This is a genomic window from Chryseobacterium sp. PTM-20240506 (assembly GCF_048296755.1).
In the GTDB taxonomy this organism is placed as follows: Bacteria; Bacteroidota; Bacteroidia; order Flavobacteriales; family Weeksellaceae; genus Chryseobacterium; species Chryseobacterium proteolyticum.
Map to the genome: position 1 here is coordinate 3,860,043 of NZ_CP182581.1, position 18,904 is coordinate 3,878,946.

General features: G+C 37.6%; 14 protein-coding genes, 2 tRNA genes and 2 rRNA genes. 13 read left to right on the plus strand and 5 right to left on the minus strand.

Annotated elements, in window-relative coordinates:
* The first annotated feature begins 115 nt into the window (after positions 1–115).
* From ACNFU2_RS17180 to rrf, 4 genes are all read left to right on the plus strand, one after another.
* Positions 116–189, plus strand: a tRNA-Ile gene (locus tag ACNFU2_RS17180).
* Positions 190–275: 86 nt separating this feature from the next.
* Positions 276–349: transfer RNA gene (locus ACNFU2_RS17185), tRNA-Ala, on the plus strand.
* Positions 350–520: 171 nt separating this feature from the next.
* Positions 521–3,275, plus strand: a 23S ribosomal RNA gene (locus ACNFU2_RS17190).
* A gap of 162 nt (positions 3,276–3,437) precedes the next feature.
* Positions 3,438–3,546 (plus strand): 5S ribosomal RNA (gene rrf, locus ACNFU2_RS17195).
* Positions 3,547–3,809: 263 nt separating this feature from the next.
* On the opposite strand, the gene ACNFU2_RS17200 is transcribed toward rrf, so the two are convergent.
* The gene (locus tag ACNFU2_RS17200; RefSeq protein WP_418122419.1) at positions 3,810–5,438 is read right to left on the minus strand and encodes an acyl-CoA carboxylase subunit beta; all 1,629 of its coding nucleotides are present in this window, start codon (positions 5,436–5,438) and stop codon (positions 3,810–3,812) included.
* 460 nt (positions 5,439–5,898) lie between these two features.
* Between ACNFU2_RS17200 and ACNFU2_RS17205 the strand changes: the two genes are divergently transcribed.
* The 3 genes from ACNFU2_RS17205 to ACNFU2_RS17215 are packed head-to-tail and all read left to right on the plus strand — an operon-like array spanning position 5,899 to position 8,639.
* A complete protein-coding gene (locus tag ACNFU2_RS17205; protein ID WP_172283526.1) occupies positions 5,899–6,777 on the plus strand; it encodes a DMT family transporter in 879 nt (292 codons plus the stop codon).
* Between the two features lie 13 nt (positions 6,778–6,790).
* On the plus strand, positions 6,791–7,873 hold the full coding sequence (locus ACNFU2_RS17210) for a PorV/PorQ family protein (RefSeq protein WP_418122421.1): 1,083 nt from the start codon (positions 6,791–6,793) through the stop codon (positions 7,871–7,873).
* A 10-nt stretch (positions 7,874–7,883) separates the two neighbouring features.
* Entirely contained in the window at positions 7,884–8,639 is a 756-nt protein-coding gene (locus tag ACNFU2_RS17215) for a hypothetical protein (RefSeq protein ID WP_418122423.1), read from the plus strand.
* Positions 8,640–8,750: 111 nt separating this feature from the next.
* Here the strand turns inward: ACNFU2_RS17215 and ACNFU2_RS17220 are convergent, their stop codons facing one another.
* Entirely contained in the window at positions 8,751–9,320 is a 570-nt protein-coding gene (locus ACNFU2_RS17220; RefSeq protein WP_172283532.1) for a fasciclin domain-containing protein, read from the minus strand.
* Between the two features lie 254 nt (positions 9,321–9,574).
* Here ACNFU2_RS17220 and ACNFU2_RS17225 point away from each other — a divergent pair, with 254 nt between their 5' ends.
* Both ACNFU2_RS17225 and ACNFU2_RS17230 read left to right on the plus strand, forming a co-directional pair.
* A complete protein-coding gene (locus ACNFU2_RS17225) occupies positions 9,575–10,144 on the plus strand; it encodes an RNA polymerase sigma factor (protein WP_273650661.1) in 570 nt (189 codons plus the stop codon).
* Position 10,145: 1 nt separating this feature from the next.
* The gene (locus ACNFU2_RS17230; RefSeq protein WP_418122425.1) at positions 10,146–10,964 is read left to right on the plus strand and encodes an anti-sigma factor; all 819 of its coding nucleotides are present in this window, start codon (positions 10,146–10,148) and stop codon (positions 10,962–10,964) included.
* A 71-nt stretch (positions 10,965–11,035) separates the two neighbouring features.
* Here the strand turns inward: ACNFU2_RS17230 and uvrC are convergent, their stop codons facing one another.
* Together uvrC and ACNFU2_RS17240 are read right to left on the minus strand one after the other, a co-directional pair.
* Entirely contained in the window at positions 11,036–12,826 is a 1,791-nt protein-coding gene (gene uvrC, locus ACNFU2_RS17235) for an excinuclease ABC subunit UvrC (RefSeq protein ID WP_418122427.1), read from the minus strand.
* 89 nt (positions 12,827–12,915) lie between these two features.
* Complete coding sequence (locus ACNFU2_RS17240; protein ID WP_418122429.1) at positions 12,916–13,680, minus strand: hypothetical protein; 765 nt, start codon at positions 13,678–13,680, stop codon at positions 12,916–12,918.
* Positions 13,681–13,804: 124 nt separating this feature from the next.
* Here ACNFU2_RS17240 and hutH point away from each other — a divergent pair, with 124 nt between their 5' ends.
* The 4 genes from hutH (at position 13,805) to ACNFU2_RS17260 (ending at position 17,903) form a co-directional block, all read left to right on the plus strand.
* On the plus strand, positions 13,805–15,292 hold the full coding sequence (gene hutH, locus ACNFU2_RS17245; RefSeq protein ID WP_273650665.1) for a histidine ammonia-lyase: 1,488 nt from the start codon (positions 13,805–13,807) through the stop codon (positions 15,290–15,292).
* Between the two features lie 8 nt (positions 15,293–15,300).
* Positions 15,301–15,717 carry a DUF2059 domain-containing protein gene (locus ACNFU2_RS17250; protein WP_418122431.1) on the plus strand — a complete coding sequence of 139 codons (417 nt, stop codon included), beginning with the start codon at positions 15,301–15,303 and terminating at the stop codon, positions 15,715–15,717.
* Positions 15,718–15,826: 109 nt separating this feature from the next.
* The gene (locus tag ACNFU2_RS17255) at positions 15,827–16,273 is read left to right on the plus strand and encodes a GNAT family N-acetyltransferase (RefSeq protein ID WP_418122433.1); all 447 of its coding nucleotides are present in this window, start codon (positions 15,827–15,829) and stop codon (positions 16,271–16,273) included.
* A gap of 145 nt (positions 16,274–16,418) precedes the next feature.
* Entirely contained in the window at positions 16,419–17,903 is a 1,485-nt protein-coding gene (locus tag ACNFU2_RS17260) for a S8 family peptidase (protein ID WP_418122435.1), read from the plus strand.
* Between the two features lie 111 nt (positions 17,904–18,014).
* On the opposite strand, the gene ygiD is transcribed toward ACNFU2_RS17260, so the two are convergent.
* Positions 18,015–18,842, minus strand: a complete 828-nt coding sequence (gene ygiD, locus ACNFU2_RS17265) for a 4,5-DOPA dioxygenase extradiol (protein WP_418122436.1) — start codon at positions 18,840–18,842, stop codon at positions 18,015–18,017.
* Positions 18,843–18,904: the final 62 nt, after the last annotated feature.

Genomic DNA, 18,904 nt, shown 5'->3' on the forward strand with positions numbered 1-18,904 from the left:
AAATACAACACCCACTAGAAATTAGTAAAAGGGAAGAGATTTAGAAAAGAAGTTAGAAATTAGAAGTTAGAGATTAGTCTAACATCTGATATCTAAAATCTAACATCTAAAACAAAGTCTCGTAGCTCAGCTGGTTAGAGCGCTACACTGATAATGTAGAGGTCGGCAGTTCGAGCCTGCCCGAGACTACTAATTATAAGACGGGAAGAGATCAGATATAAGACATGAGACATTAAGTCTGAGATCTAGGATCTGATATCTGAAGTCTACTAGAGGGGGAATTAGCTCAGCTGGCTAGAGCGCCTGCCTTGCACGCAGGAGGTCAAGGGTTCGACTCCCTTATTCTCCACAGTTTGTATATGTAAAAAAGAAGCATGTAAACCTCATGACGAGAGCCGTCATTGATACATGAATACGTTTTACATAATACAGAAGAAATAAAGATCATTGACATTAACGGTAAAGACATCACAAAGAGAAAACCGAGCACTTATAAGTGCTTGAGTAACCTAAAAATAGGAAAGAAATCGTTAAGGGCGTATGGCGGATGCCTAGGCTTTCAGAGGCGACGAAGGACGTGGTAAGCTGCGAAAAGCTGCGGGGATTGGCACACACGAATTGATCCGCAGATGTCCGAATGGGGCAACCCAATACATTGAAGATGTATTACCTCGTAAGAGGAGCAAACCCGGAGAACTGAAACATCTAAGTACCCGGAGGAAAAGAAATCGAAGAGATTCCGTAAGTAGTGGCGAGCGAAAGCGGATTAGCCCAAAAGTCTTTATATATTTAGAAGAACGTACTGGAAAGTGCGGCCATAGACGGTGATAGCCCGGTATTCGAAAGGTATATATAGATGATAAATGAGTAGGGCGGGACACGTGAAATCCTGTCTGAATATGGGGGGACCATCCTCCAAGGCTAAATACTCCTGAAAGACCGATAGTGAACAAGTACTGTGAAGGAAAGGTGAAAAGCACTTCGAATAGAAGGGTGAAATAGAACCTGAAACCGTACGCCTACAAGCGGTCGGAGCCCACAAGTTGGGTGACGGCGTGCCTTTTGCATAATGAGCCTACGAGTTAATTTTACTAGCGAGGTTAAGGACTTCAGGTCCGGAGCCGGAGCGAAAGCGAGTCTGAATAGGGCGGATAGTTAGTAGGATTAGACGCGAAACCTTGTGATCTACCCATGGGCAGGTTGAAGCTCTGGTAACACAGAGTGGAGGACCGAACCGGTTGACGTTGAAAAGTCTTCGGATGACCTGTGGGTAGGGGTGAAAGGCCAATCAAACTGGGAGATAGCTCGTACTCCCCGAAATGCATTTAGGTGCAGCGTTGATTATAAGTTTATTAGAGGTAGAGCTACTGATTGGATGCGGGGGTTTCACCGCCTACCAATTCCTGACAAACTCCGAATGCTAATAAATGTTGATCAGCAGTGAGGGCATGGGTGCTAAGGTCCATGTCCGAGAGGGAAAGAACCCAGACCAACAGCTAAGGTCCCCAAATATATGTTAAGTTGAAGCAACGCGGTTGGACTGCATTGACAGCTAGGATGTTGGCTTGGAAGCAGCCATTCATTTAAAGAGTGCGTAACAGCTCACTAGTCGAGCGGTCCGGCATGGATAATAATCGGGCATAAACATATTACCGAAGCTATGGATTTGTACATTGTACATCTGGTAGGGGAGCATTCTGTTTGCGCCGAAGCAGTATCGTGAGGTATTGTGGAGCGGACAGAAAAGAAAATGTAGGCATAAGTAACGATAAAGGGGGCGAGAAACCCCCTCACCGAAAGACTAAGGTTTCCTCAGCCATGCTAATCAGCTGAGGGTTAGTCGGGACCTAACGCGAACCCGAAAGGGGTAGTGGATGGACAATGGGTTAATATTCCCATACTTGCTCACACTAAAAAGGGGACGGAGTGCCGTACCTGCTGGAGACTGACGGAATAGTCAAGGCCTAGCCTTCGGGCGAAGCTGCTGCAGGGAAAGTGCTTCCAAGAAAAGCCGAAGTGAAGCAACCCGTACCAAAACCGACACAGGTAGTCGAGGAGAGAATCCTAAGGTGCTCGAGTGAGTCGTGGCTAAGGAACTAGGCAAAATAGTCTCGTAACTTCGGAAGAAGAGACGCCATCAGCAATGGTGGCCGCAGTGAAGAGGCCCAGGCGACTGTTTATCAAAAACACAGGACTCTGCTAAATCGAAAGATGCTGTATAGGGTCTGACACCTGCCCGGTGCTGGAAGGTTAAGGAAGGGCGTTAGCGTAAGCGAAGCGTTTGACTGAAGCCCCAGTAAACGGCGGCCGTAACTATAACGGTCCTAAGGTAGCGAAATTCCTTGTCGGGTAAGTTCCGACCTGCACGAATGGTGTAACGATCTGGGCACTGTCTCAGCCACGAGCTCGGTGAAATTGTAGTATCGGTGAAGATGCCGATTACCCGCAATGGGACGAAAAGACCCTGTGAACCTTTACTATAACTTCGTATTGACTTTGAGTAAGTAATGTGTAGGATAGGTGGGAGACTATGAAGCAGGCACGCTAGTGTTTGTGGAGTCAACGTTGAAATACCACCCTTTACTTACTTGGAGCCTAACTTCCTTTAGGAAGGACATTGCGTGGTGGGTAGTTTGACTGGGGTGGTCGCCTCCAAAAGAGTAACGGAGGCTTTCAAAGGTACCCTCAGCACGCTTGGTAACCGTGCGTAGAGTGTAATGGCATAAGGGTGCTTGACTGTGAGACCTACAAGTCGATCAGGTGCGAAAGCAGGACATAGTGATCCGGTGGTTCCGTATGGAAGGGCCATCGCTCATAGGATAAAAGGTACTCCGGGGATAACAGGCTAGTCTCCCCCAAGAGCTCACATCGACGGGGAGGTTCGGCACCTCGATGTCGGCTCGTCACATCCTGGGGCTGGAGAAGGTCCCAAGGGTTGGGCTGTTCGCCCATTAAAGTGGCACGCGAGCTGGGTTCAGAACGTCGTGAGACAGTTCGGTCTCTATCTATTGCGGGCGTTAGATGTTTGAGAGGGCTTGATTCTAGTACGAGAGGACCGAATTGAACAAACCTCTGGTGTATCAGTTGTACCGCCAGGTGCACCGCTGAGTAGCTATGTTTGGAAGAGATAAGCACTGAAAGCATATAAGTGCGAAACTCGCCTCAAGATGAGACATCTTTTAAGGGTCGTGGGAGATGACCACGTTGATAGGCTACAGGTGTAAAGTTGGTAACAGCATAGCCGAGTAGTACTAATTACCCGTAGATTTATAGCCTATAGGTTACACTAATTCAAGTCTTATAAGTGCAATACTGGTTTTGCCTTTGTGATGAAATTTACCGATAAAACAGATGTCAGATACAAGAACATCAGATGACAGACTTTATAATGAGTCTGAAATCTGAAATCTAGCCTCTGATATCTTATATACCTTCTTTAGGGTGGTTTTAGCGGTGGGGCTCACCTGTTCCCATTCCGAACACAGAAGTTAAGCCCACCAGCGCCGATGGTACTGCGACAAGCGGGAGAGTAGGTCGCCGCCAGTTTTTATTAAAAGTCTCATACATGAATTTGTATGAGACTTTTTTGTTTTATACCTATACATATCTATACCTACTACACCATACCATAGGAATAAAAGATCAATGATCACTGATCATTGATGAATTATAAATGATAAAAGATCATTCATCAACTATCAATCATTATTTATCAATTATCAGTTATGAACAATAGCTAGTTAATAAATACAAAAAAGCCCTACTTTTTCAAATAGGGCAATAAATATATATTGAAAATTGTATCATTATCAAACCTGTATTACTCCCAAATTAAATTTCTCCGTTATAGGGGAATGATTAGCAGCTTCAATACCCATAGAGATCCATTTTCTGGTATCTGTAGGATTAATGATGGCATCAGTCCATAATCTGGCCGCAGCATAGGTAGATTCGGTTTGTTTTTGATATCTTTTGGATATGCTATCTAAGATTTCATTATGCTCTTCTTCACTAATTTCTTTTCCTTGTTTTTTTAATGTTGATTCCTGGATTTGAGCTAAAACTTTTGCAGCCTGAGCTCCTCCCATTACGGCAAGATCAGCCCATGGCCATGCAACAATGAGTCGCGGATCATATGCTTTTCCACACATTGCATAATTTCCTGCTCCATATGAGTTTCCGGTAATCACAGTAAATTTAGGAACTACAGAGTTGGCTACTGCGTTTACCATTTTTGCCCCGTCTTTAATAATCCCTCCATGTTCTGATTTGGATCCTACCATAAATCCTGTAACATCCTGTAAAAAGATCAAAGGAATTTTTCTCTGATTACAATTAGCGATAAATCTCGTTGCCTTATCTGCAGAGTCGGAATAAATAACTCCTCCAAACTGCATTTCTCCTTTACCACTCTTTACTAACTTTCTCTGATTGGCCACAATTCCCACGGACCAGCCATCTATTCTTGCCGTAGCACAAATAATAGTTTTTCCGTAATCCGGCTTATATTCTTCAAATTCGGAATTATCTACCATACATTTAATAATATCTAATGTATCATATTGTTCAGCTCTTGAAGCCGGCATTATCCCAAAAATGTTTTCAGGATTCTCTTTCGGTGGAAAACTTTCAATTCTATCAAAACCTGCTTTTTCAGTACTTCCAATAGATTTCATGATATTCTTAATCCTGTCTAAAGCATCTTTATCATCTTTTGCTTTGTAATCTGTAACTCCTGAAATAGAACAGTGCGTAGTTGCTCCGCCCAGAGTTTCATTATCGATACTTTCACCAATGGCAGCCTTTACAAGGTAGCTTCCTGCGAGGAAGATAGAGCCTGTTTTATCAACGATCATTGCCTCATCACTCATAATGGGTAGATAAGCACCTCCGGCCACACAGCTACCCATAACAGCAGAAATCTGTATAATTCCCATAGAACTCATTTTGGCATTGTTTCTGAAAATTCTTCCAAAATGTTCTTTATCAGGAAATATCTCATCTTGCATAGGCAAATAAACACCTGCTGAATCTACAAGGTAAATAATGGGAAGTTTATTCTCCATAGCAATTTCCTGCGCTCTGAGATTTTTCTTTCCGGTAATTGGAAACCATGCACCTGCTTTTACAGAAGCGTCATTCGCTACAACAAGGCATTGTCTACCCGAAACATAACCAATGACAACCACTACACCTCCTCCGGGACAGCCTCCATGTTCCTCATACATCTCATAACCTGCAAATGCTCCCACTTCTATGGAATCTGAATCTTTATCGAGAAGATAATCAATTCTTTCTCTTGCAGTCATTTTTCCTTCTTCACCTAACTTTTGAAGTTTTTTCTCTCCACCTCCTTTTTTTATTTCGGCAAGTAAACGATTTATTTCGGATAATTTTAATCTGTTTTGATCTTCTCGTTTGTTGAATTCGATATCCATAAAATTATAATTTTTTACGCCTAAAGATACTATTTTTAAAGAGAATATAAATTTTATTAAAACACGTGTTTAATAGTTTGGTTTACAGAAAATTGTGAAATATTTAACAAGAAATTATTTTTAATTAATTGATATTTTTTCTAACTTTACGTAAGAGTATTGAGGAGTATTATTGCTCTTTAATTACTCTGTTCCTAGTTTATTTTTTTAATAGTTTATTATTTGAAAGCCCCGAAAGTTGTCCAAATTTTCGGGGTTTTTTGTATCTGTATTTTGCGGTTAGATATATTAAGATTTTTTTGATCTTCTCATCATTAAATATGATTCTTCATGAAGTTTAGTAAATGAAAATGGGAGTTTATTATAATAATATCTGTTTTTCTTATTCAAATCTATTTTTTATGAAAGGAATTGGAAATGCTATTTGTAAATTTGCATTTTAAAAATTTAAAGGTAGGTTATGCATAAATTAGCACTTTTCAGATTGCATTTAATAATTTTTTTATGGGGATTCACTGCAATCTTGGGGAAACTTATTCATGCCAATGCTCAGATTCTGGTTTTCTACAGAATGCTATTTGCCGCGATATTCCTGTATGCTTACATAAGAATTTATAAAAAAGAGAGTATAAAAGTCTCAAAGAAAATATTTTTCCAATTGGCGGCGATTGGTACTGCAATGGCGGCTCATTGGTTTTGTTTTTTTTATTCCATTAAAGTTTCGAATGTTTCTATTGCATTAAGCTGTTTATCATTATCTACTCTTTTTGCGTCAATATTAGAGCCTATTATTTTTAAAAGAAAAATAGATATTTCGGAAGTTATCATGGGAATTGTTATCGTGGCTTGCATCCTGCTGATTTTTAAAACAGAGTTTCAATATAAAGAAGGGATACTTTTTGGTGTCTTGTGTGCTATTTTTGGGACGATATTTTCCGTTTTCAATGGTAAGATGTTTGGGAAAACAAGTTCAGGGAATATTATTTTTTATGAAATATTCTGTGGATGGTCAGTTTTATTGATATTTTATTTATTTTCAGGGCAAATTTTTCAAATGAACGAAATAAACTACAGGGATTTGGCGTTAATATGCTTGTTAGCAAGTGTTTTTACCGCTTTTCCAATGTTGGAATCAGTGAATCTGATGAAGTATATTTCTCCTTTTACACTTATTTTAACAGTTAATTTAGAGCCAGTTTACGGAATTATACTAGCTTTTTTTATCTTTGGCGAATCGGAGCATATGAGCCCTATATTTTATATAGCATCATTGGTGATGATATTAGCAATTATCGCTAATGGGCTGATAAAAGCCAGAAAACAAAAAAAAACTAATTAAGCATCAAATTTATATGATGAAAAAATATCTACTATTCCTATTTTCTTTAGCATTTGGATTTTTTCAATCTCAGATCATTAGAAAATATTCCAATGAATTTTTAAATATAGGGGCAGGAGCAAGAGGCCTAGCGATGGGTGGAGCAGTTATTTCCAATCAGGATGACGTTTATTCTCCCATGTGGAATCCTGCAGGTCTTATGTCTATCGAAAGAGACTGGCAAGGAGCTGCGATGCACGCCGAATACTTTGAATCTATAGCAAAATATGATTATCTTGCCTATGCTAAAGTGATGGAAGAGGGAGTTTTCGGAGTCTCAGTAGTGAGATTAGGGGTAGATAATATCCTGAATACGACTCAAATGATCGATTCTGAGGGAAATATTGACTATGACAAAATCACCAAGTTTTCGCAGTCAGATTATGCTGCTATTCTGTCCTATGCATTTCATCCTGGCGGTAACACAAAATTGGATGTGGGTGTTAATGCCAAGATTGTTTACAGGAATGTAGGGAAATTTGCAAGCGGATATGGATTTGGTTTTGATGTAGGGGCAATTTATAAAGCTGATAATGGATGGAAATTTGGGGGAATGCTTCGGGACGCTACCACCACCGTTAACTTTTGGAGCATCAATCAGAAGGAATTATCAACAGTTGTGAATGGAGAAGAGTTTAACCCTGCTCCAAAAGATAAAATGGAGCTTACTATGCCTAAACTTAATGTAGGAGCAAGTAAAATGTTTGAAATCAACAGCAGCGTTTATGTTTTACCTGAAGCTGGAATCAATGTGGATTTCGCTAAAACAGCAGCTTTAATTTCCACAGATTTTGCCAGTATAACACCATATGTAGGAGCGGAATTGGGATATCAGAAAATGATTTTTGTACGCTTGGGAGTGAATCGTTTTCAGTCTATCACGGATATTGAAGATCTTAAAAGAAAGGTTTCTTTTCAGCCGAGTGCAGGTTTGGGAATCAGATACCGCGGACTTACTCTTGACTATGCTATTACTAATTCAGGAATCGGAGGATCGAATTTTTATTCCAACTTTTTTTCTCTTAAATTAGATATGGGAACATTTAGAAATGATTAAAAAATAAAATATGAAAAAGGGATTATTTGCTATATTGACAGTTTGTTCGATACTTGCTTTCGGACAAAAAGTATCTGATTATAAGTATATTTCTATACCTGAAAAATTCAGCACTTTTAAAGAAAGTTTCGATCTGGATATTGCTTTGGCGAAAGCATTAAAAGGTAAAAAATATGTTGTTCTTCAGGGAAGCCGGGAGCAATGGCCTGCTGAAGCAAAAGAAAATACTTGTAATATTGTAAATGCCGATGTCATTGATGATAGCGGGTTCTTAAGAAATAAAGTGATCGTTCAGTTTAAAGACTGTCATGATAAGGTATTACTGACCGGTAAAGGAGCATCAAATATTAAAGATTATAAAGAGGGATTTCAGGATGCATTAAAACAAACTTTTGTTTCTATTCCTGTTTCTTATCCAACGATAATAGCTGCTCCGGCTGAAACGAAGACCAACGAGCAGGTGCAGGTTGCTTCAATTCAGGATAATACTAATACAGCTTCATCAACAGGAAGTTCTGTAAACAAATATAGTAACGGAGCAGTAACCCTACAGAAAATTCAGATTGATAACAGTCAGTTTATACTTGTGAAATCGGATAGCTCTGTTCCTTATGCGACTTTTAAGGAAACAACAAAAAAAGAGGTGTTCAGAGTGAAGCTTGCAAATGGAGATAATACTATCGGTTATTATGAAAATGGAAACATTGTAATAGAAATTCCTACCGGAAATGGTAGTTATTCTAAAGATGTTTATGCAGGTAAATAAGAAAATGTAAAAACTTCAGAGGTTTTTAGGAAACTAAATACAATAAGTAACCCCTTACCAAAATAACAATAGGTAAGGGGTTATTTATTAAACCATAAAAAAAACTAAGAATTAAGGCATCAGAACCGTATCTATTACATGGATAACGCCATTAGACTGATTAACATCTGCTATGGTAATTTTTGCACTGTTCCCTTTCGCATCTTTTACATAAAGGTCTTTGCCTTTTGTCCAGAAAGTAACATCTTCTCCTTCCACCGTTTTCATCATACTTTTTCCATTTCCTGCTTTTACAGCGGCCCAGATTTCCTTAGCATTAAACTTTCCGGCAAGTACATGATATGTCAGAATTTTAGTAAGCATTTCTTTATTCTCCGGCTTAACCAGGTTTTCAACTGTTCCTTTTGGAAGTTTCGCAAATGCCGCATCTGTAGGCGCCAGTACAGTAAATGGACCAGCTCCTTGTAGGGTTTCCACTAATCCGGCAGCTTTTACTGCTGCTACCAGTGTTTTGTGATCCTTGGAATTAACAGCGTTTTCAATGATATTTTTGGATGGATACATAGCAGCTCCACCTACCATTACTGTTTTTTCTTTCATCGTTTGTGCAGTTACCGTTCCGCTAAATGCGAATGATAATACAACCATTCCGAATACTGCGATTTTTGATCTTGTGTTCATTTCTTTGATTTTTTTAATTAAATAGTATTTGATTTCTTGTTATGATCATTTACGACATTCATCTTGTTTTAGATTTAAAGATTTTTATTTTTTTAGTCGGAAATAAAAATCCAAACAAACAGAACTAGTGAAAAAATATGGATCTGTAGGAATTGATTTTAATATACCTTTCATATTCTTGTAATTTGTTAATTTCATATACGATGTAAAAGAACTTTTAGATTTTTGTTATTATATGTTTTATTTTATTACATTTGAATCGAAAAATATTCGCTATTAAAACAAACTATTCGGAGGAAGAACTTATCGTTTTATTGAAGGATAAAAACGAAGCTGGTTTTCATTATTTGTATGACCATTATTCCGGTGCACTATATGGTGTAGTACTTCGAATCGTACAATCAAAAGAATATACTGAAGAAATTATTCAGGATGTTTTTGTTAAAATCTGGAATTCTATCCAACAGTATGACAACAGTAAAGGAAGATTCTATACGTGGATGATCAATATTGCAAGAAATACAGCGATCGATTATCTAAAATCTAAAAGTTTTCAAAACGAATTAAAAAACCAACCAATTCCGGATTTCGTATATAACAGTGCTGAACTTTCTACCACAAACAATACCTCTGATTTTATTGGCTTTAATAATGTGCTTGAAAGTTTGGAAACTGATAAACAGGAACTTATTGATCTGGCTTATTATCAGGGATACACACAGAATGAAATATCTGATAAATTGAAAATACCCCTGGGTACGGTAAAAACGAAGATGCGGAATGCATTAATAAAATTAAAGGATTTGTTAAAAGATTATCAATAAATTGAACACTAAGGAATACATATCATCCGGAATTATAGAATCTTATATTCTAGGACTTGCTTCTCCCGAGGAGGCAGGCATTTTGGAGTGTGTGATGAAAAATAATGCTGAAGTAAAAGCTGCTTTTGATGAAGCACAAAAAGTACTAGAGGATCTGGCAACTGCTCAGGCTGTTGCCCCACCTAATGAGTTAAAATCTAAGGTTTGGGAAAAGATTCAAAAAGAACAAACTTTTGAAAAAATCATACCTGTAGCGCAGCCAACGCAGCCTGTCAGAGATTTAACAAATGGATCGAAAGAAATTGCAAATACAAAAAATAATATCTGGAAAACTTATGCAATCGCAGCTTCGGTCTTATTTTTAGTAAGCCTTACCGGAAATTTGTTTTGGATGAATAATGAGTCTGAAAACAAAAAAGAGATCGCAAAATTGGAAACTGAAAAACAATCTAAAGATGCGGCTCTGCAAAAGATGAATGAAAAATGGACGATGATATCCAGCCCTGATATGCAAATGGTTATGCTAAAAGGAGTGGAAAAACATGCAGATTCCAAGGCAATGGTTTTTTGGGACAAAAAGACAAAAGAGGTCTATCTGAACGCAGAGGCTTTGCCTAAAGCTCCGGAAGGAATGCAATATCAATTATGGGCTATTGCAGACGGTAAACCCATAAGTGCAGGAATGTATACGGAAGAAAAAGATAGTAAAATTGCTCTTTCTAACATACCGAAAGCGCAGGCATTTGCTATCACCCTTGAAAAAGCGGGTGGAAGTGATGTGCCAACTATGGAAAATATGTACGTAATGGGAGGTGTATAAATACCTTCTGATCAAAAATAAAAGCGCTCTTTTGTTACATTACAAAAGAGCGCTTTTATTTTTAAAATTTGTTAGTCGTTAAAATACTCCCAAATAACCTTGGCTTTACTTTTACCCAATATTTCCTCTAATATTTCCAGGTTGGATTCTTTGATCCTTTTTACTGATTTTAATCTGGATAGTAATAGTTCAATTGTTTTTTCTCCTACACCGGGAATTTCTTCCAATTCAGATTTGATGGTAGAGTTTTTCCTTCTGGTCCTATGATGCTTTACACCAAAACGGTGAGCTTCATCACGAACCCTTTGGAGGATTTTAAGAGTTTCGGATTTTTTATCCAGATATAATGGGATAGGATCTTCGGGAAAGAAGATTTCTTCCAGTCTTTTAGCGATTCCGATAATAGTAATCTTTCCGTAAAGACCTAACAGCTTTAAACTTTTTACAGCTGATGATAGCTGGCCTTTTCCACCGTCAATCAGAATAAGTTGGGGAAGACTCTCTCCTTCGTCTACCATTCTTTTGTAACGACGATAGATCACTTCTTCCATAGTGGCAAAATCATTTGGACCCTCTACGGTCTTCGGATGAAAGATGCGGTAATCTGCCTTACTGGGTTTACCATCTTTAAAAACAACACACGCTGAAACAGGATTGGTACCTTGGATATTCGAATTATCAAAACCCTCTATATGTCTTGGCTCTACAGACATTCGCAGTAGCTTTTGCATCTCAGCCATTATACGGTTGGAATGTCTTTCAGGATCTACAATCTGAACCTGTTTTAGTTTTTCCAAACGGTATTCTTTAGCATTTTTCTCGGAAAGTTCAACGATTCTTTTTTTGTCACCTACTTTAGGAACAATAAGTTTTACATTGGGGATTTCAACGGATAAATGAAAGGGAAGCAAAACTTCTTTAGAATCGGAACCAAACTTCTGACGAATTTCAATAAGAGCTTCTTCCAGAATATCCTCATCTGTTTCTTCAAGGATCTTTTTGATTTCTGTTGTAAAACTCTGGATTATATTTCCATTTCTTATCTTAAAGAAATTGACATAGGCAGCCGTTTCGTCGCTGGTCATTCCGAAAACATCCACATCGTCAATATTGGGATTGACAACGGTATTTTTTGCCTGATAATCTTCTAAAATATCCAGCCTTTCCTTGATGATCTGTGCATCTTCAAACTGCAGATTAGCAGCATGCTTCATCATCTGGTTAATAAGGTAATCTTTAGCTTTCCGGAAATCTCCTTTTATAATACCACGGATGGAGTCAATCTTTTCATCATATTCTTCTTTGCTTTCCAACCCTTCACAAGGGCCTTCACAGTTCTTGATGTGATATTCGAGGCAGACCTTATATTTGCCATCTTCAATTTTACTGGGAGCAAGATTCAGATTACAAGTCCTGAGCTTATAAATATGTTTTATAGTGTCCAGTAGTATTTTTGCAGGGCGAACTTTGGCATAAGGACCGTAATATTCCGAACCATCCTTAATGATGTTCCTCGTGAGGAAAATCCTGGGAAAGGCTTCATTTTTAATGCAAATCCAAGGATATGTTTTATCATCCTTGAGCATTACATTGTAAAAAGGTTTATGCTCCTTGATCAGGTTGTTTTCTAATAGAAGGGCATCATACTCGCTATTCACAATAGTGGTCTCCAATCGCTGGATTTTTCCGACCATTATTTTTATCCTGTATCCCGATAGATTTTTATTGAAATAGGAAAGAACTCTTTTCTTTAGGTTTTTAGCCTTGCCTACATACAATAACTGTTCATTTTTATCGTAATAACGATAAACGCCAGGCTCAGAAGGTAAAGTTTTGAGTTGTAATTCTAAAGAAGGATTCATATAACAAAATTACGGAATCCATCCGGGATTTAAAAGAACAAAAAAGCTGTAGAATTTTCTACAGCTTTTGAAGTATTATGTAAGATATTTTATCCGTTGCTCATTTCAGTATACTCATTGACCAAAAAGCTAAAATAATCCCATTCAGCAGATTTCTTAGGATATTTTTTCATGAATTCTGCATTGTCACCAAAAAGAAAATCATAATTGTCTTCAAAGTCATCCTTATGCAGCCAAAGTACTTTATCTCCCTTTTTAATATAATAGGATTTGATTACACCACCTCCGAGCTGAGGAGAACCTCCAATTGAAAAACCTCCAGTTTCTTTGGCTCTGGGATCATAGTACACGGAGATGATTTCACTAAAATCAGGATTGATCAATTGCATCAGAAATTCTTTATCCTCTTTTTTATTTTTCAGTGATACTGTTTGATTGACAAAGTGAATTCGTTCGCCGGTTGTGTTTTTAGTTAATTTTTTAGTTCCGAAATTCCGGATATTTCCCATGTATTTAGCAACTTTTGCTATTTTTTCGACGTTGCTAGGATAGACATACATTTCGCTGATCTGCTCAGCATTGAAGACTTCGTTCTTTTTTGAAATACTGTCTTTAATAGAAACTTCGTAGATCTGTCCTTTTTTGGTTTCTATTTTACTGCAAAAACCTTTATGAGAGCTTCCATCCTTTAAAATAATAGTAGAGGTTTTTCTGGGTGATGGTGTATTAAAACCTTCGTTGAAAAGGTAAGTTTCCATCTTTTTAATTTCTTCTTTGGAGTATTTCACTTTGTCCTGAGCAAAGGAAGCTGTGCCCATAAGGCATAATGCAAATAGTAGAGTTTTAGATTTCATTGGTTATTTTTTAACGGACGTAAAAATAACAAATTAAATTGCTTTCTGCCGAAAAAATTAACGCTGTGAAATTTAGCTTTTACAATAGTCGCTAAATGTGTAATTTTAAAGAAATTTTTTAGAAATGATATACGGTGTAGATATTTTCACTTTCCATGATGTATTGGAAATCTGTAAAAAACCCAATAAAGCAAAACTTAATAAAGCAGCAAAAGAACAAATTTTAAAATCCCAGAAAAATGTTCAAAAAATTGTTGAATCTGATCGATGTGTTTATGGGATTAATACGGGATTCGGTCCTCTTTGTGATACGAAAATTTCAGCTGATGAAACAGCTCAGTTACAATATAATTTAATCATTTCCCACGCTGTTGGAGTTGGAAAACCTATTGATAAAGAATTTTCAAAGATTATGATGATTGCAAAAGTTCATGCATTATCAAAAGGATTTTCCGGTGTTTCTTTAGAGGTGATTGAAAGATTGATCCTGATGTTGGAAAAAGATATCATTCCTGTTGTCCCTGAACAAGGTTCGGTGGGAGCATCCGGAGATCTTGCTCCTTTAGCTCATCTTGTTTTACCATTGTTGGGTCTTGGACAAGTTTGGGAAGGTGATGCCATCTATGAAACTTCTGAAATTTTAGAAAAACATAATCTGGATCCTTTAGCTTTAGGACCTAAAGAAGGGTTGGGGCTTATTAATGGTACCCAATTTATCCTGGCTCACGCGATCAAAGGATTAGAGAAGTTTGAATACTTATTGGACCTTGCAGATATGACTGCTGCCATGAGTCTTGAAGCTTACAGAGGCTCTGAAAGCCCTTTTAAAAAAGAACTTCACGAGATCAGACCTTTTGAAGGAAGTAAAAAAGTAGCAGCAAGAATGCTGAAATTCCTTAAGAACTCTGAAAATATGAAAGCACATGAGGATTGTGAAAGAGTACAGGATCCTTATTCTATGCGATGTGTTCCTCAGGTACACGGGGCAAGCAGAAATGCTTTTGAACACCTGAAAATGATGGCAGAAACCGAATTGAATTCTGTAACGGATAATCCGATTGTATTGAGCGCTGAGGAATCCATTTCAGGAGGAAACTTCCATGGTCAACTTATGGCTTTACCATTGGATTATGCAACTTTAGCTGCAGCTGAATTAGGAAATATTTCTGACAGAAGAAGTTATTTACTTCTGGAAGGGAAATATGGCCTTCCAAGATTATTGACAGAAAGCTCAGGACTGAATTCAGGATTTATGATTCCTCAATACACTTCTGCTGCTTTGGTTACAGAAAATAAAACACTTTGCTTCCCTGCATCAGCAGATTCTATTCCAACAAGCTTAGGACAGGAAGACCATGTTTCTATGGGAAGTATTTCCGGGAGAAAATTCAATCAGGTTCTTGGTAATCTGGTTAATATCCTATCTGTTGAATTGATGTTTGCGGCTCAGGGGCTAGAATTCAGAAGACCGGCTAAATGCTCAAAAATTATTGAAGAGAATTTCAGTATTCTTCGTTCCAAAGTAGCAAAACTGGAAGATGACAGATTAATCGGTAAAGATATGCTTGCTATTGCAGAATTAATCAATGATAGAAAATTCATTGTGAATTAGTAGTGAGGATGAAGAGAATAATTGCCGTAAGTATTTTGTTTTTAGGAGTAAATACCTTTGCTCAAATAAAAGAGGCGAAAATTAAAGAACTCATTGCTCTTACGGGAGGTGATAAACTGGCTTCCCAAGCAGTAAGTGAAAATATAGGAAAATATCAACAGGCATATCCGGGGGTACCCCGAAAATTTTGGGAAGAGTTTTCAAAGGAAATGAGTCCCGAAAAGTTTGCAGAAATTTATGTGCCGATTTACAATAAGTATTACACCGAAACGGAAATTGATGAGCTGATAAAATTCTATAATACGCCACTAGGAAAAAAAGTATTGGAGGTTATGCCATTGATTCTAAAGGAAAGTATGGAAGCCGGAAGAAAAATGGGAGAAGAAACATCCGCTGAACTCATGAAGAAAATAGATGCTGAATAAGGATATCTAAAATCTATTCTGGCATCTTCAGGATATTAAAAAAGGCTTTCTGAATGGAAGCCTTTTTTATTTTTTCAATTCGTTATCTCTTATATTTGCTGAAAAAACAATGATTATAAAAAGAGTAGATTCCTCTGATATCGATTTCCAGAATCTTGTGAAGTTCCTGGATGAAGATCTTGCTATCCGCGACGGTAAGGATCATGCTTTCTACCATCAATTCAATGGAATTGATCTCCTTAAAAACTGTATTGTAATGTATGCAGACAATATTGCAGTTTCCTGTGGTGCCTTTAAGATCTTTTCTGAAGATACGGTTGAAATCAAAAGAATGTATACGAGCCCGATGCAAAGAGGAAAGGGACTAGCCGGAAAAGCATTAACCGAATTAGAAACCTGGGCTAAAGAGTCCGGTTTTAGCAGATGTGTTTTAGAAACCGGAATTATGCAGCCCGAAGCAATTGCTTTATATGAAAAAATGGGTTATAAAAGAATACCAAATTACGGACAATACATTGGAATTGAAAATAGTGTCTGTTATGAAAAAGAGATATAGAAAACAAGGGTATGTAAATCCTGGTTTTACTTTATTACAGGATGATTTGAGAAAATTAATATTCGGGAAATAGTAAATTAATATTCAGGGAATTACAATTCACGATAAAGTGTTATATTGGTGATACCAATCAAAAGTATAACATATGAGAAAAAATGTATTTTACCTTTTAGTCTTATTTTTCTTTATCGTATCATGTAACAGAGAAAGTATCCAAAATGAAACTTCCGGTCTTGAAGCTTATCAGAAAGATCCTCTGACAGCAAAACAAATTAACGCGGAAATCAATCAATCCATTAAAAGTAAAGGTTCCTTCAATTGGAGCCAGACTTCAGATCACTTCCTCTGGAGCGCCGTCTTTCGTGGAAACAGGATGGTATCCATTGGATTTGGTTCTTCCAAAGATGATTTCGATAGAAGTAAATCTCCTAACAGCAGTGAAATAGAGAAAGAGCTCTTATCTGTCATCAAAAAGTATGAAGGAAAAGATGAAAGAGGATTTCTTCTTCTTTCTGATCAGTATCTTAATCAGATGGATGTTGTAATTGAGAAGCAGGAAACACTTACTGAACTCAGAAAGATGAAAACTATCAGATATCTGGAGCCTGCAGATTATCATTATTTTGAATATGAAGCAGCATATAATACAAATGCAAAATCTTCAGGGAGCGGTTCTTCAGGATGTGGCTTTTCTTCAACAACACTCAATACAGCTGATTATACAAGCACAACCCCAAGTGCAAAAATTCCATGGGCTTTTACAAAACACAGTATTCCGAATGCCTGGAATTACAGTACCGGCGCGGGTATAACTATTGGTTTGATTGATACCGGAGTTTCCCCTGAGCAAACCTTGTTGGGAAATAGTTTTAATAACGGAGCATCTTCAGGAAGGACCATCAGTAAATTCGGAGTTTATAACTCAGATGGTTCAGCAGATCAGTGTGGTCACGGAACAAAAATGGCTTCTGTAATGACTGCGCCAAGAAATAATGCCGGATTACCTGTAGGGGTAGCTTATAATGCCAATCTTATCGCATACAGGGCAGCAGAAAATGTTGTGTTGGAAACCTCAAGTGAACAAACTGCTGTTAAAATTGCTTTTACTGAGCTGGGTAATAACAATAACGTAAAGATTATCTCAATGTCGATGGGACATATATTTTCTGTAGGAAAAATTGAGGATGGTGTAAAATATGCCTACTCTAAGGGAAAACTTATTTTCTGTGCAGGGGGAACGTCAACAAGCTTTACCAATTTTGTGGGGGTGATATTCCCTGCCTGGATGCCGGAGACCCAAGCAATAACAGGAGTAAAGGAAAATACTTCCAATAAAAAATGTGATGTTTGCCACTCCGGAAGTCAAATTGATTTTACATTTCAGATGGAAAGATCTTCAGGAAGTAATGTTCCGGTATTGAGCTATTATAACGGACAGTCTGACTATGTAGGAGGATCTTCTGTTGCAACTGCGGCAACTGCCGGTATTGCAGCTTTAGTCTGGTCAAAAAATCCATCATGGACGAGAGAGCAGGTACTTACAAAAATGAGGCAGTCTGCTACTTACTATCCAAATCCGGATTCCAGTTATGGTTATGGGAATATCAATGTTCTCAACGCGGTTCAATAACTCATACAGGATAATAAAAAAGGAAATATCTTAACCGGATATTTCCTTTTTTTATTTTTGAAAGTATACACTTAAAACCAGACTGTTTTAAAGGTAAAAATACTATAATTTTTATCCCACTCTTACACTTGTCATACTCAGTGACCCACCTATCAGCTCATCATTGAAAAGACGAAGTTCTTCAAAAGAATCTTTTAATCCTAAAGTATAGATCAGAGGTAAATAATGATCTGGTGTTGGGACGGCATATTGTAAAAAAGTACCTTGTTTCTGATAGTCAATTATATTTTGAAAATTACCATTTAGGAGCCAGTTGTTGGTTTTTTCCCTGGCTTCAATCGCCCAGTCCCAGCCCGCGCCCACCGTATTGATGTTCTGCCAGTCGATCAATCTCAGATTGTGAACTATATTTCCGCTTCCGATAATCAGGATGCCTTTTTCCCGTAGTTTATTCAACCGTTTTGCGAGATCAAAATGATATTGCGGAGGTTGAGTGTAGTCGATACTCAATTGAATAACCGGGATGTTTGCATCAGGGTACATATGCTTAATTACAGACCATGCACCGTGATCTAATCCCCAATTGTGATCTTCTAATACCACCGAAGGAGCTAAAAGTTCAATAGTTTCTTTTGCCAATTCAGGACTTCCGGGAGCTGGATATTCCACATCAAACAGTGCTTTCGGAAAACCTCCAAAATCATGAATGGTTCTTGGCATATCCATAGCCGTTACATATGTACCTTGAGTATACCAGTGAGCAGAAATACATAGAATAGCATTGGGAGTTGGAATTTCACTGGCTGATTTTCTGAACCCCTGAACAAACTGATTTTCTTCAATTGCATTCATGGGAGAACCATGACCCAGAAATAATACGGGCATTCTCTTTGTGTTATTGAAATGGTCACTGATGTTTTGTAAATCGTTGAGGTTCATAATGGGGTTTTTAAAAAAGAAAAAGGTTCAAGGTTTTTAGAAATCCCTGAACCTGATTATAA

Excerpts from the sequence above, each read along its gene's own strand:
- hutH (WP_273650665.1), top strand. The coding sequence starts at position 13,805 with ATGATATACGGTGTAGATATTTTCACTTTCCATGATGTATTGGAAATC.
- ACNFU2_RS17215 (WP_418122423.1), top strand. The coding sequence starts at position 7,884 with ATGAAAAAGGGATTATTTGCTATATTGACAGTTTGTTCGATACTTGCT.
- uvrC (WP_418122427.1), bottom strand. The coding sequence starts at position 12,826 with ATGAATCCTTCTTTAGAATTACAACTCAAAACTTTACCTTCTGAGCCT.
- ACNFU2_RS17220 (WP_172283532.1), bottom strand. The coding sequence starts at position 9,320 with ATGAACACAAGATCAAAAATCGCAGTATTCGGAATGGTTGTATTATCA.
- ACNFU2_RS17260 (WP_418122435.1), top strand. The coding sequence starts at position 16,419 with ATGAGAAAAAATGTATTTTACCTTTTAGTCTTATTTTTCTTTATCGTA.
- ACNFU2_RS17255 (WP_418122433.1), top strand. The coding sequence starts at position 15,827 with ATGATTATAAAAAGAGTAGATTCCTCTGATATCGATTTCCAGAATCTT.
- ACNFU2_RS17200 (WP_418122419.1), bottom strand. The coding sequence starts at position 5,438 with ATGGATATCGAATTCAACAAACGAGAAGATCAAAACAGATTAAAATTA.
- ACNFU2_RS17240 (WP_418122429.1), bottom strand. The coding sequence starts at position 13,680 with ATGAAATCTAAAACTCTACTATTTGCATTATGCCTTATGGGCACAGCT.
- ACNFU2_RS17205 (WP_172283526.1), top strand. The coding sequence starts at position 5,899 with ATGCATAAATTAGCACTTTTCAGATTGCATTTAATAATTTTTTTATGG.
- ygiD (WP_418122436.1), bottom strand. The coding sequence starts at position 18,842 with ATGAACCTCAACGATTTACAAAACATCAGTGACCATTTCAATAACACA.
- ACNFU2_RS17250 (WP_418122431.1), top strand. The coding sequence starts at position 15,301 with ATGAAGAGAATAATTGCCGTAAGTATTTTGTTTTTAGGAGTAAATACC.
- ACNFU2_RS17210 (WP_418122421.1), top strand. The coding sequence starts at position 6,791 with ATGATGAAAAAATATCTACTATTCCTATTTTCTTTAGCATTTGGATTT.